This is a genomic window from Pseudomonas sp. OTU750018, assembly GCF_011636575.1.
GTDB lineage: Bacteria > Pseudomonadota > Gammaproteobacteria > Pseudomonadales > Pseudomonadaceae > Aquipseudomonas > Aquipseudomonas peli.
Map to the genome: position 1 here is coordinate 32567 of NZ_JAAPAU010000004.1, position 15400 is coordinate 47966.

Consider the following 15400-nt stretch of genomic DNA (forward strand, 5'->3'; position numbering starts at 1 on the left):
TGAGAAATGGCTCGTTACATTGGTCCCAAATGCAAACTGTCTCGTCGTGAAGGCACAGATCTTTTCCTGAAAAGCGGTGTACGCGCTCTGGAATCGAAGTGCAACATCGAAGCAGCCCCAGGTATTCACGGTCAGCGCCGTGGCCGTCAGTCCGACTACGGCACCCAGCTGCGTGAGAAGCAAAAAGTTCGTCGTATCTACGGTGTGCTTGAGCGTCAATTCAGCGGTTATTACAAAGAAGCTGCCGGCAAGAAAGGCGCTACTGGTGAGAACCTGCTGCAACTGCTCGAGTGCCGCCTGGATAACGTGGTTTACCGCATGGGCTACGGCGCAACTCGCGCTGAATCCCGTCAGCTGGTATCGCACAAGGCGATCAGCGTAAACGGTAAAACTGTCAACGTACCGTCCTACCAGGTTAAAGCTGGTGACGTTGTTGCAGTTCGCGAGAAATCGAAGAATCAGCTGCGCATTGTTCAAGCTCTTGAGCTGTGTGCCCAGCGTGGCCGCGTTGAATGGGTAGAAGTAGACACTGAGAAGAAGTCTGGCGTGTTCAAAAACGTCCCGGCGCGCAGTGATCTCTCCGCTGACATCAACGAAAGCCTGATTGTCGAGCTCTACTCCAAGTAAGGGCTAGAAAATAGGTGCATCCATGCAGATTTCGGTAAATGAGTTCCTGACCCCCCGTCACATTGATGTGCAGGTGGTCAGTTCGACCCGCGCCAAGATCACTCTCGAGCCTCTCGAGCGTGGTTTTGGCCATACGCTGGGCAACGCGCTGCGTCGCATCCTGTTGTCCTCCATGCCTGGCTGTGCAGTAGTCGAGGCCGAGATTGACGGTGTACTCCATGAGTACAGCGCCATCGAAGGTGTTCAGGAAGACGTCATTGAAATCCTGCTCAACCTGAAAGGTCTGGCTGTCAAACTGCACGGTCGTGACGAAGTGACGTTGACTCTGGCGAAGAAGGGCTCGGGCGTAGTTACCGCTGCCGATATTCAGCTGGATCACGATGTCGAAATCGTCAATGGCGACCACGTAATCGCCAACCTGGCTTCCACTGGCGCGCTGAACATGAAGCTCACCATAGCTCGTGGTCGCGGCTATGAGCCGGCTGATGCTCGTCAGAGCGATGAAGATGAAAGCCGCAGCATTGGTCGCTTGCAGCTGGATGCTTCGTTCAGCCCGGTACGCCGTGTGTCGTACGTGGTGGAAAACGCTCGTGTTGAGCAGCGTACTAACCTGGACAAACTGGTTATTGACCTGGAGACCAACGGTACTCTGGACCCTGAAGAGGCTATCCGCCGCGCTGCAACCATTCTGCAACAGCAGTTGGCTGCGTTCGTCGACCTCAAAGGTGACAGTGAGCCTGTTGTTATCGAGCAGGAAGATGAGATCGATCCGATCCTCCTCCGTCCGGTTGATGACCTGGAACTGACTGTACGTTCGGCTAACTGCCTCAAAGCAGAGAACATTTACTACATCGGCGATCTGATTCAGCGCACCGAAGTAGAACTGTTGAAAACGCCGAACCTGGGCAAGAAATCCCTGACTGAAATCAAGGATGTTCTGGCTTCTCGCGGTCTGTCCCTCGGTATGCGCCTCGACAACTGGCCGCCGGCAAGTCTGAAGAAAGACGATAAGGCGACTGCCTGATCGTCATCATCACCGAACGTGAGTTTGGTAAGGAATTGAACCATGCGTCATCGTAAAAGTGGCCGTCACCTCAGCCGCACCAGCGCACACCGCAAGGCCATGTTCCAGAACATGGCGGTATCGCTGTTCGAGCATGAGCTGATCAAAACTACTCTGCCGAAAGCCAAAGAGCTGCGTCGCGTTGCCGAGCCGCTGATTACTCTGGCTAAAGAAGACAGCGTTGCCAATCGTCGTCTGGCTTTCGATCGTACTCGTTCGAAAGCCATCGTCGGCAAGCTGTTCAACGACTTGGGCAAGCGCTACGCCACCCGTCAGGGCGGTTACCTGCGTATCCTCAAGTGCGGTTTCCGCACTGGCGACAATGCTCCAATGGCTTATGTTGAACTGGTTGACCGTCCGGTCGCTGGTGCAGCTGTAGACGCTGAGTAAGTCGTAGGTTGTTCGAAAAACCGGGCCTTGGCCCGGTTTTTTTATGGCTGGAAAATGCCCCGCAGTAGCATGTTCATCTGGGTCGCATGCGCTGTGCTTGACCCGTTAGCGTTCGGCGGCCAGCATTAGCCTATGTTTGTGGCGTCCTAAGGAAAATATCCATGAAAGGCCATATTGAAGTTATCGATTACCTGAAGATGCTGCTCAAGGGTGAGCTGGCGGCCCGGGATCAGTACTTCGTGCATTCGCGCCTCTATGAGGATTGGGGGTTCAGCAAGTTGTATGAGCGGATCAACCATGAAATGGAAGAGGAGACTCAGCACGCCGATGCCATCCTCAAACGCATTCTGTTTCTCGAGGGCACGCCGGACATGGTTCCGGACAGCTTCCGCTTCGGGCAGAGCGTTCCGGAGATGCTCAAGCTGGACCTCGCCCTTGAGTACCATGTGCGTACGGCGCTGAGCAAAGGCATCGCCCTGTGCGAGCAGCATCAGGATTACCAAACCCGCGATATTCTTTTGGTTCAGCTCAAAGATACCGAAGAGGATCACGCCTATTGGCTGGAGGTTCAGCTAAAGTTGATCGACCGAATTGGCCTGGAGAATTACCTGCAGACGCAGATGTAAAATTTCTGCAGCCAATAAAAAGCCCCGCATGTGCGGGGCTTTTTGTTGTGCACGGGCTTAGTCGCGATCACGCTCCAGCAGCGGTTTGAGGAAGTAGCCAGTGTGCGACTGCGGCATCTCAGCGACTTCTTCGGGCGTGCCGACGGCGATGATCTGGCCGCCTTTTGAGCCACCCTCCGGGCCGAGATCTACCAGCCAGTCGGCGGTCTTGATCACGTCCAGGTTGTGCTCAATCACCACCACGGTATTGCCGTGGTCGCGCAGGCGGTGCAGCACGTCAAGCAGTTGTTGGATATCGGCAAAGTGCAGGCCAGTGGTCGGCTCATCAAGGATGTACAGGGTCTTGCCGGTGTCGCGCTTGCTCAGCTCACGGCTTAGCTTGACCCGCTGCGCCTCGCCGCCGGACAGCGTCGTCGCGCTCTGCCCCAGCTTGATGTAGGACAGGCCGACATCCATCAGCGTCTGCAGCTTGCGCGCCAGGGCCGGTACGGCATCGAAGAACACCCGCGCTTCCTCGATGGTCATATCCAGCACTTCGGTGATGCTCTTGCCCTTGTACTTCACTTCCAGGGTTTCGCGGTTGTAGCGCTTGCTCTTACACACGTCGCAGGGCACGTAGATGTCCGGCAGGAAATGCATTTCCACCTTGATCAGGCCATCGCCTTGGCAGGCTTCGCAGCGCCCACCTTTGACGTTGAAGCTGAAGCGCCCCGGGCCGTAACCGCGTGAGCGCGATTCAGGCACGCCGGCGAACAGCTCGCGGATCGGCGTAAACAAACCGGTGTAGGTCGCCGGATTGGAGCGCGGCGTACGGCCGATCGGGCTCTGGTCGATATCCACCACCTTGTCCAGATGCTGCAGGCCGTCGATGCTGTCGTGGGCGGCGGCTTCTAGTGTGGTGGCGCCATTCAGCGCCGTGGCGCTGAGCGGAAACAGGGTGTTGTTGATCAGCGTCGATTTGCCAGAGCCGGACACCCCGGTGACGCAGGTGAGCAGACCGATCGGTATTTCCAGGTCGACGTTGCGCAGGTTGTTGCCGCGAGCGCCCTTGATCTTCAGCGAGAGCTTCTTGTCCCGTGGCGTGCGCTTGGCTGGCACTTTGATCTTCACTCGGCCGGACAGGTATTTACCGGTCAGCGAGTCCGGATGGGCCATAACTTCAGCTGCGGTGCCCTGTGCGACGATCTGCCCGCCGTGCACGCCGGCACCTGGACCGATATCCACCACGTAGTCGGCCATGCGAATGGCGTCTTCGTCGTGCTCGACCACAATCACCGTGTTACCGATATCGCGCAGGTGGCGCAGGGTGCCGAGCAGGCGCTCGTTGTCGCGTTGATGCAGGCCGATGCTCGGTTCGTCGAGGATGTACATGACGCCCACTAGGCCGGCGCCGATCTGACTGGCCAGACGAATACGCTGCGCTTCCCCGCCGGACAGGGTGTCGGCGCTGCGGTCCAGGGTCAGGTAGTCGAGGCCGACATTGACCAGAAACTGTAGGCGCTCGCGGATTTCCTTGAGGATCTTCTCGGCGATTTCGCCACGGCGGCCGGGGAGCGCCAGGCTGCCGAAATACTCGGTGGCGTCGCCAATCGGCATGCCGCTGACCGCCGGCAGGGTTTTCTCGCCGACCCACACATGCCGCGCCTCACGGCGCAGGCGTGTACCGCGGCAATCCTGGCAGGCCTGGGTGCTGAGAAACTTGGCCAGTTCCTCGCGCACGCTGGTGGATTCGGTTTCGCGGTAACGCCGCTCCAGGTTCGGCACGATGCCTTCGAAGGGGTGCGAGCGCTTGACGATATCGCCACGGTCGTTGAGGTATTTGAAGTCGACGTTCTGCGTGCCGCTGCCGAACAGGATGCACTTCTGGTGTTCGGCGCTGAGCTCATCGAATGGCACTTCCAGGCTGAAGCCGTAATGCGCAGCCAAGGAGCCGAGCATCTGGAAGTAATAGACGTTGCGCCGGTCCCAGCCGCGGATCGCGCCCTCAGCCAGGGTCAGTTCGCCATTGACCAGGCGCTTGGTGTCAAAGAATTGCTTAACGCCCAGGCCGTCGCAGGTCGGGCAGGCGCCGGCCGGGTTGTTGAAGGAGAACAGCTTAGGCTCCAACTCGCTGATCGAGTGGCCGCACACCGGGCAGGCAAAGCGGGCGGAGAAGATGATTTCTTCGCCTTCTTCACCTTCCATCGGGGCGATCAGTGCCAGGCCGTCGGCCAGCTTCAGCGCGGTCTCGAAGGATTCGGCCAGGCGTTGCTGCAGGTCGCCGCGCGCCTTGAAGCGGTCAACCACTGCATCGATGCTGTGCTTCTTCTGCTTATCGAGCTTCGGCAGTTCGTCCAGCTCGTAAATCTTGCCATTGACCCGCACGCGGACGAAACCCTGGGCGCGCAGCTCATCAAAGACTGCCAGGTGTTCGCCTTTGCGTTCGCGGATCACCGGGGCCAGCAGCATCAGCTTGCTGCCTTCGGGCAGGGCCAGCACCTGGTCGACCATCTGGCTGACGGTTTGCGCTTCCAGTGGCAGATCATGGTCCGGGCATCGTGGAATACCGGCGCGGGCGTAGAGCAGGCGCAGGTAGTCGTAGATCTCGGTGATGGTGCCCACGGTCGAGCGCGGGTTGTGCGAGGTGGATTTCTGCTCGATGGAGATGGCCGGCGACAGCCCTTCGATGGTGTCGACATCGGGCTTTTCCATCATCGACAGGAACTGCCGGGCATAGGCCGACAGCGACTCGACATAGCGACGCTGACCCTCGGCGTAGAGGGTGTCGAAGGCCAGGGACGACTTACCAGAGCCGGACAGGCCGGTGATCACGATCAGCTTGTCGCGCGGCAGGGTCAGGTCGATGTTTTTCAGGTTGTGGGTGCGCGCACCCCGAATCAGAATCTTGTCCACAAACAACGGCCTCGCATGGCGGGCGGAAAACCACCGAGTATACGGGCCCGAAGGTAGGCGCGGCAAAGCGTCACTGCTGTGCCGTAACCATTGGTGCTGCTAGAATCGCCGCCTATTTCGACAGGGCGTTTTCCATGCACGATCCGCACAACGAGCGCATGAGCGGCAGTGAAACCCGCGCGGCCGGTGGCCTGGCGTTGGTGTTCGCGTTCCGCATGCTCGGTATGTTTATGGTGCTGCCGGTACTGGCGACCTACGGCATGGAGTTGCAGGGCAGTACACCGGCGCTGATCGGCCTGGCGATAGGCGCCTACGGTTTGACCCAGGCGTTTCTGCAAATCCCCTTTGGCATGCTCAGTGACCGCATCGGCCGACGGCCGGTGATCTATGTTGGCCTGCTGATCTTTGCCGCGGGCAGCTTGTTGGCAGCCAATGCTGATTCGATTTATGGGGTGATTGCCGGGCGCATTCTGCAGGGTGCTGGGGCGATTTCTGCTGCGGTGATGGCGCTGCTGTCCGATTTGACTCGTGAACAACATCGCACAAAGGCCATGGCGATGATCGGCATGAGTATCGGTCTGTCGTTTGCCGTGGCTATGGTGGTCGGACCTCTGCTGACGCGTGCGTTCGGGCTGTCCGGACTGTTTCTCGCCACCGCCGCCATGGCGCTGCTCGGTATTCTGATTGTCGCCGGGCTGGTGCCGCGTTCCGCAGGGCCGTTGCAGCACCGTGAGTCGGGTGTAAGCACGCAGGCGTTGCTACCTACGCTCAAGCACGCCGACTTGTTGCGTTTGGATTTCGGCATTCTGGTGCTACACGCGATTCTAATGGCCAGCTTTATCGCCTTGCCGTTGGCGCTGGTAGAGCAGGGCGGCCTGGCCAAGGACGAGCACTGGTGGGTCTACCTGACCGCGCTGCTAGTGGGCTTCTTCGGCATGGTGCCCTTCATCATCTACGGTGAGAAGAAACGCCGGATGAAGCATGTGCTGCTTGGCGCGGTGACGGTGCTGCTGTTATGTGAACTGTTCTTCTGGTGGTTTGGCACCAATCTACGCGCTCTGGTGCTCGGCACGGTGGTGTTCTTCACCGCGTTCAACCTACTGGAAGCTTCGTTGCCGTCGCTGATTAGCAAAGTGGCCCCTGCGGGCGGCAAAGGTACGGCGATGGGGGTGTATTCCACCAGTCAGTTCCTCGGCGCGGCCCTCGGCGGCATCTTGGGTGGCTGGTTGTATCAGCACTACAGCCTGTCGGGTGTGTTTGCGGGCTGTGCCCTGCTGGCTCTTTTTTGGCTGGCCTTTGCTGTTACTATGCGCGAACCGCCGTATGTCACCAGCCTGCGTCTGCCGCTTTCAGCTGCGGCTTTGCAAGAGGCGGGGTTGGTCGAGCGTTTACAGGCTGTGCCCGGAGTGGCGGATGCCGTAGTGGTGCGCGACGAAGCGGCCATCTATATCAAAGTGGATACCCAACAATTGGACCGCACGTCCCTTGAGCGCCTCATAGAGCCGGCGCCGGTGGCGTGCTGAAAGCCTAGGAGAACGTTATGGCCCGTGGGGTTAACAAAGTCATTCTGGTCGGTACCTGCGGACAGGACCCGGAAACCCGCTACCTGCCGAGCGGCAACGCGGTCACCAACCTGAGCCTGGCAACCAGCGAGCAGTGGACCGACAAACAGACCGGTCAGAAAGTCGAAAAAACCGAATGGCACCGTGTGTCTCTGTTCGGCAAAGTTGCCGAGATCGCCGGTGAATACCTGCGCAAAGGTTCGCAGGTGTACATCGAAGGTAAGTTGCAGACCCGCGAGTGGGAAAAAGATGGCGTTAAGCGCTACACCACTGAAATCATTGTCGACATGCAGGGCACCATGCAGCTGCTGGGCGGCCGTCCGGACAACGCCGGTGGTGGTGACTCGGCTCCACGTCAGCAGCGCCCTGCACCGCAGCGCGAGCAGCAGTCGGCCCCGCGCCCCGCGCCACAGCAGGCACCTCAGCCCGCAGCGGATTTTGACAGTTTCGATGACGATATCCCGTTCTGATCTGCTGAGTTAACGCCGATCATGCGTATGCGGCTGATGCTGCTAGGTGGCGGTAATGCGCTGGGGCAGGCGTTGATTCGCCTTGGCGCCGAGGAAGACATTGGCTTTCTCGCCCCCAAACCGCCGGAGTCAGGCTGGGACCCCGCCAGCCTCACTCAGTTGCTGGATGACACCCGCCCCGATGCCCTGATCAACCTTGCTTACTACTTCGACTGGTTCCAGGCGGAAGTGGTCAGCGAGGCGCAGTTGGCTGCCCAGGAGCGTTCCGTTGAGCGTCTGGCCGAGCTCTGTCAGCATCATCAGATCCGTCTGCTGCAACCTTCCAGTTATCGCGTCTTCGATGGCTCGCGGGCGACTGCCTACAGCGAGCGGGAAGAGCCGGCACCGCTGGGTATCCGTGGCCAGGCGCTGTGGCGCTTCGAGCAGCGCGTGCGTGCCACCTGTCCGCGGCATGTGCTATTGCGCTTTGGCTGGCTGCTGGATGACAGTGCCAATGGCCTGCTCGGGCGCTTTCTGACCCGTGCTGCGCATGATGAACCTTTGCTACTGGCCGATGATCGACGCGGTAATCCGACGCCAATCGATGACGCAGCCCGGGTGATTCTCGCGGTGCTCAAGCAGCTGGATTGCCAGACACCGCTGTGGGGCACATACCACTACGGTGGGCATGAGGCGACCACCTCGCTGGCGCTGGGCCAGGCGGTGCTCAGTGAGGCGCGCCACTTCCGCAGCAATCTGGTTGAGGACGTGGGGCCGCAGGCGCACAGCGCGCGGCCGGATGCCGCCGAAGAGCCGCAACATGCGGTGCTGTCCTGCAAGAAAATCCTTCACACCTTCGGCATCAAACCGCGAGCCTGGCGCTCGGGGCTGCCGAGCCTACTGGATCGTTATTATCGCCATGTCTGACTCACGTTCTGTTTTGGTTACTGGTGGTGCTGGCTTTATCGGTTCGCACCTGGTCGATGCGTTGCTGGCTCGGGGCTACAGCGTCCGGGTGCTGGACAACCTGTCGATGGGCAAGCTGACCAATCTGCCGTTGGATAATCCGCAGTTGCAGTTTATCGAGGGCGATGTGGCCGATGCTGCAGTGGTCGCGCAGGCGGTGGCCGGATGTGAGGCAGTGGCGCACCTGGCTGCAGTGGCCTCGGTGCAGGCCTCAGTGGATGATCCGGTGGCGACGCACCAGAGCAATTTTGTCGGCACGCTGAATGTCTGTGAGGCGATGCGCCTGCATGGCGTCAAGCGTGTGCTGTTTGCTTCCAGTGCAGCGGTGTATGGCAACAATGGTGAAGGCCAGGCTATTGATGAAGCCACGGCGAAGGCTCCGCTGACGCCTTATGCCGCTGACAAGCTGGCCAGTGAGCATTACTTGGATTTCTATCGTCGCCAGCATGGCCTCGAACCAGCGATTTTTCGTTTCTTTAATATCTTCGGGCCGCGTCAGGATCCGTCTTCGCCGTACTCCGGGGTGATCAGCATCTTCACCCAGCGCGTCCAGCAGGGCTTGCCGATCAGCGTATTCGGCGATGGTGAGCAGACCCGCGACTTTTTCTATGTCGAGGACCTGGTTGTGCTGCTGACTCAAGCGCTGACTGCGTCGCAGGCGGTGGAGGGGGCGGTGAACGTTGGCTGGAATCAGGCTGTCAGTCTGAATCAGCTGCTGGCGCAGATCGGTGGGCTGTGTGGTGGTTTGCCTGATGTGCAGTATCAGGCGCCGCGCGCGGGTGATATTCGCCACTCGCGTGCGGATAACCGGCGCTTGCAGGCGCAGTACCAGCTGCCCGCAGCCACGCCTATCGGTGAAGGCCTGCGGCGTTTGCTGGCTCAAGGATGAATGCACTTTTCCATAAAAAACCGGCCTTGATGGCCGGTTTTTTATGGCTGATGGCTTAGAACTTATAGCCCAGGCCGACCATGTAAACGAACGGGTCTACGTCTACATCGACTTTAACCTTGCTGCCGCCAAAGTTGGTGGTGCCAGTGGTTTCGATGTCGATATAACGCACTTGGGCGTTGAGCATGATGTTGTCAGTCAGCATGTAGTCCATGCCCACCTGCGCGGCCAGGCCCCAGGAATCTTTCATGTCCAGGCCGCTGAAGCCTTTACCTTCTGCTTCGCTGCTCAGTTTGGTGTCAAAGAACCACGTGTAGTTGATGCCTGCGCCTACATAGGGCTGGAATGCCGAACTGGAATCCAGTGGGTAATACACCACGCTCAGGGTCGGCGGCAGGTGCTTCAGTTCACCGAGATTGCCGTTCAAGCCGGCAAAGCCGCCGGGCATGCCTTTTACGCCGACGTTATGGCTGAACGGGGTGGCCGCCAGCAGCTCGATGCCGATGTTGTTGGTCAGCATATAAGCGAAGTTCAGGCCCAGCTGGGTGTCGCTGTCCAGGGTCGCTTTGGTGCCGGCTACGTCAGTGCCGAGTGCGCCGACCCAGATGTCACTGCTGCTTTCCTGTGGGTCAACCGTGATGGCGCCGGCCCGCACGATGATGTCGCCAGCTTGGTGCGCGTGCGCCAGTGGGGCGGCGATAGCAAGGGCCAGCAGTGAAGCGGTAAACAGTGAGGTACGCATGGTGTGCTCCCATAAAGCATCGGTTCGTATTGGCTGAGTACGATGTTAGGGGCGCGAAAAAAACGACTGTTGATCCAGCTCAATAAAAGTAGCTGGCTATCTAATTATGTAGGGTTTCGTTTGCGAGTGTGTCGCAAATAATATGTTATATTATTTCTTTTCTTGCGTGTCCAAGCGAATAAGTATTGCTGCTGGTTGCTCAAAAGGCGGGATGCAGTTGATAATAGTTCTCTTTATTGCGCCACTCAGTTCAAGGAATATTTCATGATCCCTCTGCCGAAGCGCCTGTTGGCAGTCGCTCTGGTTCTGGCCAGTGCGCCTTTAGCGGCGACCCCTCTGGATGCCGCGCTGGATGAAAGTCAGCAATTGGCTGCCGATGCCAAGGCCTCGCAGGCGCGTATCGAGCAGCTCGATGACGCCAGCCGGGAGATGCTCGCCGAGTACCGTAACGCATTGCAGCAGGCTGAAGCGTTGCAGGGTTATAACGCTCAATTACGCGAGCTGGTAGCGGCGCAACGCAAAGAGCTTGCTGGTTATCAGCAGCAGCTCGATGGCATCGAGCGCACTCAGGAGGCGGTGACGCCACAGATGCGCCGCATGGTTGAGGTGCTGGGTGAGTTTATTGCCGCTGACTTGCCGTTCCTACCGGATGAGCGCAGTGATCGCCTGGCTCAGTTGCAGGACTTGCTGCCGCGTGCGGATGTCAGCCTGGCCGAAAAATACCGGCGCATCCTCGAGGCGTATCAGGTGGAGAGCGATTACGGCCGCACCCTGGAAGCTTGGCGCGGTGAACTGCCGAATGAAGGCACGTCGCGCAGCGTCGAATTCCTCCGTCTGGGTCGCGTGATGCTGTATTTCCAGACCCTTGATGGCCATGAAAGTGGCTGGTGGAACCCGCAAACCCGCAGCTGGCAGATCCTCGACGGCAGCGCTCGACGTCCATTGCGCCAAGCTATTGCGATTGCCCGCCAGGAGCAGGCCCCGGCCGTGCTTGACCTGCCCGTGAAGACCCTGGCGCTGGAGGCCAAGCCATGAATCGTCGCGTTCTCGCTTTTACCCTGGCCCTGCTGCCCGCCCTGGCTGGCGCTGCAGAACCGCTGAGCACGGATCAACTGCTGCAACGTATTCGTAGCGAGCGCGCGGCTGAAGTCAGCGCCATGCAAAGCCGCGAGCAGGCCTTTATTGCCGAGCGTGGCGAGCGTGCCCAACTGTTGGCCACTGCGCGCAGCGCCCTGGCCACACAGAAGGCCGAAGCCGAACGACTGAAGGCTGAGTTTGACCGCCAGGAAGCCGAATTGGCCGAGCAGGAAAAACTCCTTAGCCAGCGTGCCGGCCACCTCGGCGAGTTGTTTGGCGTGGTCCGCCAGAGTGCCGGTGATGTTGCCGGCCAGTGGCAGGGCAGCCTGCTCAATGCTCAGTACCCCGAGCGCCTGGCGCGTCTCAAGGCGCTAGCCGAAAGCCGTACGCTGCCCTCGGCAGCCGACCTCGATGGCTACTGGATGCTGCTGCTCGAAGACCTGACTGCCAGCGGTCGGGTTGAACAGCTGCAACTGCCGGTAGTGGCTGCCGACGGTACGCGTAATCCGCAGGATGTGCTGCGGGTCGGCGCGTTCTCCGCCTATGCTGCCGATGCCTTCCTGCGTTATGACGCCGATGCCGGCGAGCTGCTGGCGCCGTCGCGTCAGCCGTCCGGTTTGGGCCAGGTCGCGGACTATCTCGATAGCAGCGACGCCGTCGCCAGTCTGCCGGTTGATCCAAGCCGCGGCACCTTGCTGGCGCAGTTGCAGCGTGAGCCCGGTCTGTGGGATCGCGTGCAGCAGGGCGGCCTGGTCGGCTGGGTGATTCTGGTCCTCGGTGCGTTCGGTCTGCTGCTGGCGATCTGGCGCATGGCCTACCTGACTCGCGTAGGCCGTGGCGTCAGCGCGCAGATGCATGACTTGAGCGCACCGCGTGCCGACAACCCGCTGGGTCGGATCATCGGTGTGCTGGGTCCCAAACCGCAGCTGGCTGATCTGGAAACCCTGGAGCTGAAGCTCGACGAGGCAATCCTGCAGGAAACCCCACCGCTGGAAAAAGGCCAGGGCCTGCTCAAACTGCTCAGCGCCGTGGCGCCGCTGCTCGGTCTGCTCGGCACCGTGACCGGGATGATCGTCACCTTCCAGGCGATTACCCAGGGCGGTGGTGGCGATTCGCGACTGATGGCCGATGGCATCTCGCAAGCGCTGGTGACCACGGTGTTGGGCCTGGTGGTGGCGATTCCGCTGCTGTTCCTGCACACCCTGCTGGCCAGTCGCAGCAAGGGCCTGATTCAGCTGCTGGAGCAGCAAAGCGCTGGGCTGATTGCCCTGCACCTGTCCGGGGCGCCGCGCCGTGACTGATTGGCTGGCGCTATGGGGGCGCCTGGTTGACAGCGGCCATGCCCTGCTCGACTTCATGAGCGCCGGTGGCATGGTGATGTGGGCGTTGGCGGGCCTGTGTGTGGTGTTCTGGACCCTGGTGTTCGAGCGCTTCTGGTATATGCGCCGGGTGTTTCCGGAGTGGGTCAGCGAGCGCCGTCAGGCCTGGCAGCAGGTGCTGAGCGACGACACTGGCAACTGGCAGCGCGCGGTGCGCAGTGCCTGGTTGGCCCAGGCGCAGCAACACCTGCTCGGCCCGCTGCGCCTAAGCAAGACCCTGGTGGCGATGTACCCGCTGCTGGGCTTGCTTGGCACGGTCAGCGGCATGGTCGCGGTGTTCGACGTGCTGGCCATCAACGGCACCGGTAACCCGCGCGGCATGGCGGCCGGGGTCTGGCAGGCGACTCTGCCGACCATGGCCGGCATGGTCTTGGCGATTAGTGGATTGTTCAGCCTGGCGCGCCTCGAACGCGATGCACGCCTGGCTCTAGAGCGGCTGGCTGACCAGCTGCGTCACGACTGAGATTCGACACATGAGAATGCGCCGTCATCACCAGCAAGACGAAGACACCGGCATCGACCTGACGCCGATGCTCGACGTGGTTTTCATCATGCTGATCTTCTTTATCGTCACCAGCTCCTTTATCAAGGAAGCCGGCGTCGAAGTGCAGCGGCCCCAGGCGGAAACCGCCAGCCCGCAGGACAAAGGCAATATCCTCATCGCCATCACCGCCGATGGGCAGGTGTGGATGGACAAGAAAGTCGTCGACGTGCGCAGCGTGCGTGCCCATGTCGAGCGCATGCGCGTCGACCAGCCGGACGGCGCCGTGGTGGTTCAGGCCGATCAGGACGCGCGTACCGGCCTGGTCGTGCAGGTGATGGATCAGGCGCGCCTGGCCGGAGTACATGACGTGGCCCTGGCCGCTACGGCGGGAGCGCTTTGATGCGTTTGCCACTGTCCTTTGTCGCGGCCTGTGTGATGGCGCTGGCGCTGTTCGGCCTGATGCTTTACATGGTCGCGCCGCCCAGCAGCAAGCCGAGTGAGGAGCCGCTGACGGTGGCCAATTTCGTCCGTCTTGACGGCGACTCCAGCGACACCGCGACGCGTACCCGCCAGCAGGCACCGCAGCCGCCGCAAGCACAAACGCCGCAAACCCCGACACCGCCAACGCCGATGGCTGCTACCCCAAGCGCCAACCTACCGGCCCTGGACTTGCCGGTGCCGAGCCTGAGCAGCGGCATCGCCGTCAACAGCGCGCCGACGCCGAGTTTGACTGGTTTGGCAGCGGGTGCCTCGGCGCCAAGCGCACCGGCCCCGAGCGATGCCGGTGGTCAGCCAGGTGGCCCGGAAAGTGAAGTGATGCCGCTCAACGATGTCAGCCCGGATTACCCGCGCTACGCTTTGCAGCGCGGCATTGAAGGGCATGTGAAGCTGGCGTTCACCATCAACCGCGCAGGTGCGGTAGAAAACGTGCGGGTTATCGAAGCCAGCCCGCAGAACGTGTTTGAACGCGAAGCCCGCCGCGCTGCCGTGCGCTGGCGGTTTGCGCCGCGCACCGAAGGCGGTCTGGCGGTGGCCCGTGAAGCGGTGAAAACCCTGTACTTCCGCCTGGAAGGAGCTCGCTGATATGTATCGCCTACTGTTGCTGATCGCGCTGTGCGGCGCTGGTGCCGCGCAGGCGGCTGGACAGAGTGTTGATCCGGGCGTGTTTCGCGCGCTGGATACGGCGCAGACCGCACAGAAGAAAGGCGACTACGCGGCCGCGCGCCGCGCTCTGGATGCAGCCAAGGGCACGCCGGGTAGCCTGGAAGAAGCGTTGCTATGGCGCAGCCGCGGTTATCTGGCCTGGGCCGAAGGGCAGAATGCTCAGGCCATCGAGCTGCTGGAAAAGGTACTGAAGAGCGGCAAGCTGGACGCCGAGCTGCAGGACGCTGAAGAGCTGAACCTGGCCCGCCTAAATCTGGTCGAGCGCCGCTACGCCCAGGTGGTGAACCTGCTGGCGCCAGGGCAGGCTAACGCCAATGAAGAGGTGCTGCAGATGCTGGTGCAGGCCTATCAGGGCCTCGGTCAGCCGGCCAAAGCGCTGCCGTTGGCCGAGCGTTATGTACAGGCTAATCCGCAGGCCGCCGACAGCTGGTTGCAGTTTCTCGTCGCAATGAACGCTGATCTGAAGAAGTACGCTGCCGCTGAGCGCTGGCAGCGCCAGTTGCTCGCGCGCCAGCCGAATAACGCCCAGGGCTGGCGTCAGCTGGCGGCCTTGCAGCAGCTGAGCGGCAGTCACGACAAATCGCTGGCTACCTTGCGCGCGGCGTATCAGAAGGGCCTGCGCTTCAATGAAAGTGAACTGGACAACCTGGTGCTGCTGGCTGGCGCTGCCGATCAACCCTGGCAGGGCGCCAAGCTGCTTGCCGGGATGCTCGACCAAGGCCTGTTGCCCCGCACCAGTGCCCGCGAGGAGCGGCTGGGGCTGCTCTGGTGGCAGGCGCGTGAGCGCAGCAAGTCGGCGCAGGTATTCCGCGAGCTGGCGCAGCGCTCGGGCAGTGCCAAGCACTGGCTGCACCTGGCCCAGCTGGAGCTGGAACAGGCGCGCTGGCAGGCCGGGCTCGACGCCCTGGCCAAGGCCGAACGTGCTGGCGCCGAGCGCAGCAAAGTGCGCGCCTGGCGCCAGTGGGCGGAAAGCGAGTTGAGTTATCAGCGTGACAAGCGGATCGCCAGCGCCGGCTGATCGACTGCCGGCTGGTTACGTCCAATAAAAAAGCCAGACTCGAAGTCTGGCTTTTTTCTGGCTGGTCGCCGC

At 60.9% G+C, this 15400-nt stretch carries 16 protein-coding genes; 14 read left to right on the forward strand and 2 right to left on the reverse strand.

What is annotated here, in order from left to right; translation table 11 throughout:
- The first annotated feature begins 6 nt into the window (after nucleotides 1-6).
- The 4 genes from rpsD to bfr all read left to right on the forward strand — a co-directional run bounded on the left by rpsD (nucleotide 7) and on the right by bfr (nucleotide 2706).
- On the forward strand, nucleotides 7-627 hold the full coding sequence (gene rpsD, locus HCI85_RS18945; RefSeq protein ID WP_090255783.1) for a 30S ribosomal protein S4: 621 nt from the start codon (nucleotides 7-9) through the stop codon (nucleotides 625-627).
- A gap of 22 nt (nucleotides 628-649) precedes the next feature.
- Nucleotides 650-1651, forward strand: coding sequence for a DNA-directed RNA polymerase subunit alpha (locus tag HCI85_RS18950; RefSeq protein ID WP_090255780.1), 1002 nt, complete (start codon nucleotides 650-652; stop codon nucleotides 1649-1651).
- 42 nt (nucleotides 1652-1693) lie between these two features.
- Nucleotides 1694-2080 carry a 50S ribosomal protein L17 gene (gene rplQ, locus HCI85_RS18955; protein ID WP_069519894.1) on the forward strand — a complete coding sequence of 129 codons (387 nt, stop codon included), beginning with the start codon at nucleotides 1694-1696 and terminating at the stop codon, nucleotides 2078-2080.
- A gap of 161 nt (nucleotides 2081-2241) precedes the next feature.
- Complete coding sequence (bfr, locus tag HCI85_RS18960; RefSeq protein ID WP_167147119.1) at nucleotides 2242-2706, forward strand: bacterioferritin; 465 nt, start codon at nucleotides 2242-2244, stop codon at nucleotides 2704-2706.
- Between the two features lie 57 nt (nucleotides 2707-2763).
- Here bfr and uvrA read toward each other — a convergent pair whose 3' ends face one another.
- A complete protein-coding gene (uvrA, locus tag HCI85_RS18965; protein WP_090255822.1) occupies nucleotides 2764-5598 on the reverse strand; it encodes an excinuclease ABC subunit UvrA in 2835 nt (944 codons plus the stop codon).
- 134 nt (nucleotides 5599-5732) lie between these two features.
- On the opposite strand from uvrA, the gene HCI85_RS18970 reads away from it, so the two are divergent.
- From HCI85_RS18970 to HCI85_RS18985, 4 genes are read left to right on the forward strand one after another with little or no spacing between them, the layout of a single operon-like run.
- Nucleotides 5733-7121 carry an MFS transporter gene (locus HCI85_RS18970; protein WP_167147122.1) on the forward strand — a complete coding sequence of 463 codons (1389 nt, stop codon included), beginning with the start codon at nucleotides 5733-5735 and terminating at the stop codon, nucleotides 7119-7121.
- 17 nt (nucleotides 7122-7138) lie between these two features.
- Nucleotides 7139-7630, forward strand: coding sequence for a single-stranded DNA-binding protein (locus HCI85_RS18975; RefSeq protein ID WP_160089354.1), 492 nt, complete (start codon nucleotides 7139-7141; stop codon nucleotides 7628-7630).
- Between the two features lie 21 nt (nucleotides 7631-7651).
- Nucleotides 7652-8536, forward strand: coding sequence for a sugar nucleotide-binding protein (locus HCI85_RS18980; RefSeq protein ID WP_167147125.1), 885 nt, complete (start codon nucleotides 7652-7654; stop codon nucleotides 8534-8536).
- The gene (locus HCI85_RS18985; protein WP_160089350.1) at nucleotides 8529-9464 is read left to right on the forward strand and encodes an NAD-dependent epimerase/dehydratase family protein; all 936 of its coding nucleotides are present in this window, start codon (nucleotides 8529-8531) and stop codon (nucleotides 9462-9464) included. Before HCI85_RS18980 ends, HCI85_RS18985 begins: the two co-directional genes overlap by 8 nt.
- Before the next feature lie 55 nt (nucleotides 9465-9519).
- Here the strand turns inward: HCI85_RS18985 and HCI85_RS18990 are convergent, their stop codons facing one another.
- Complete coding sequence (locus HCI85_RS18990) at nucleotides 9520-10206, reverse strand: OmpW/AlkL family protein (protein WP_160089348.1); 687 nt, start codon at nucleotides 10204-10206, stop codon at nucleotides 9520-9522.
- Nucleotides 10207-10470: 264 nt separating this feature from the next.
- Here HCI85_RS18990 and HCI85_RS18995 point away from each other — a divergent pair, with 264 nt between their 5' ends.
- From HCI85_RS18995 to HCI85_RS19020, 6 genes are read left to right on the forward strand one after another with little or no spacing between them, the layout of a single operon-like run.
- A complete protein-coding gene (locus HCI85_RS18995) occupies nucleotides 10471-11241 on the forward strand; it encodes a DUF3450 domain-containing protein (protein ID WP_167147128.1) in 771 nt (256 codons plus the stop codon).
- The gene (locus HCI85_RS19000) at nucleotides 11238-12584 is read left to right on the forward strand and encodes a MotA/TolQ/ExbB proton channel family protein (RefSeq protein ID WP_167147131.1); all 1347 of its coding nucleotides are present in this window, start codon (nucleotides 11238-11240) and stop codon (nucleotides 12582-12584) included. The genes HCI85_RS18995 and HCI85_RS19000 overlap by 4 nt, the downstream gene beginning before the upstream one ends.
- Nucleotides 12577-13125 (forward strand): MotA/TolQ/ExbB proton channel family protein, encoded by a 549-nt coding sequence (locus HCI85_RS19005; protein ID WP_167147134.1) that lies wholly within the window; start codon nucleotides 12577-12579, stop codon nucleotides 13123-13125. Before HCI85_RS19000 ends, HCI85_RS19005 begins: the two co-directional genes overlap by 8 nt.
- A 10-nt stretch (nucleotides 13126-13135) precedes the next feature.
- Entirely contained in the window at nucleotides 13136-13546 is a 411-nt protein-coding gene (locus HCI85_RS19010) for an ExbD/TolR family protein (RefSeq protein WP_090255761.1), read from the forward strand.
- A complete protein-coding gene (locus HCI85_RS19015; RefSeq protein WP_167147137.1) occupies nucleotides 13546-14229 on the forward strand; it encodes an energy transducer TonB in 684 nt (227 codons plus the stop codon). The genes HCI85_RS19010 and HCI85_RS19015 overlap by 1 nt, the downstream gene beginning before the upstream one ends.
- A gap of 1 nt (nucleotide 14230) precedes the next feature.
- Entirely contained in the window at nucleotides 14231-15328 is a 1098-nt protein-coding gene (locus HCI85_RS19020) for a tetratricopeptide repeat protein (RefSeq protein ID WP_167147140.1), read from the forward strand.
- Nucleotides 15329-15400: the final 72 nt, after the last annotated feature.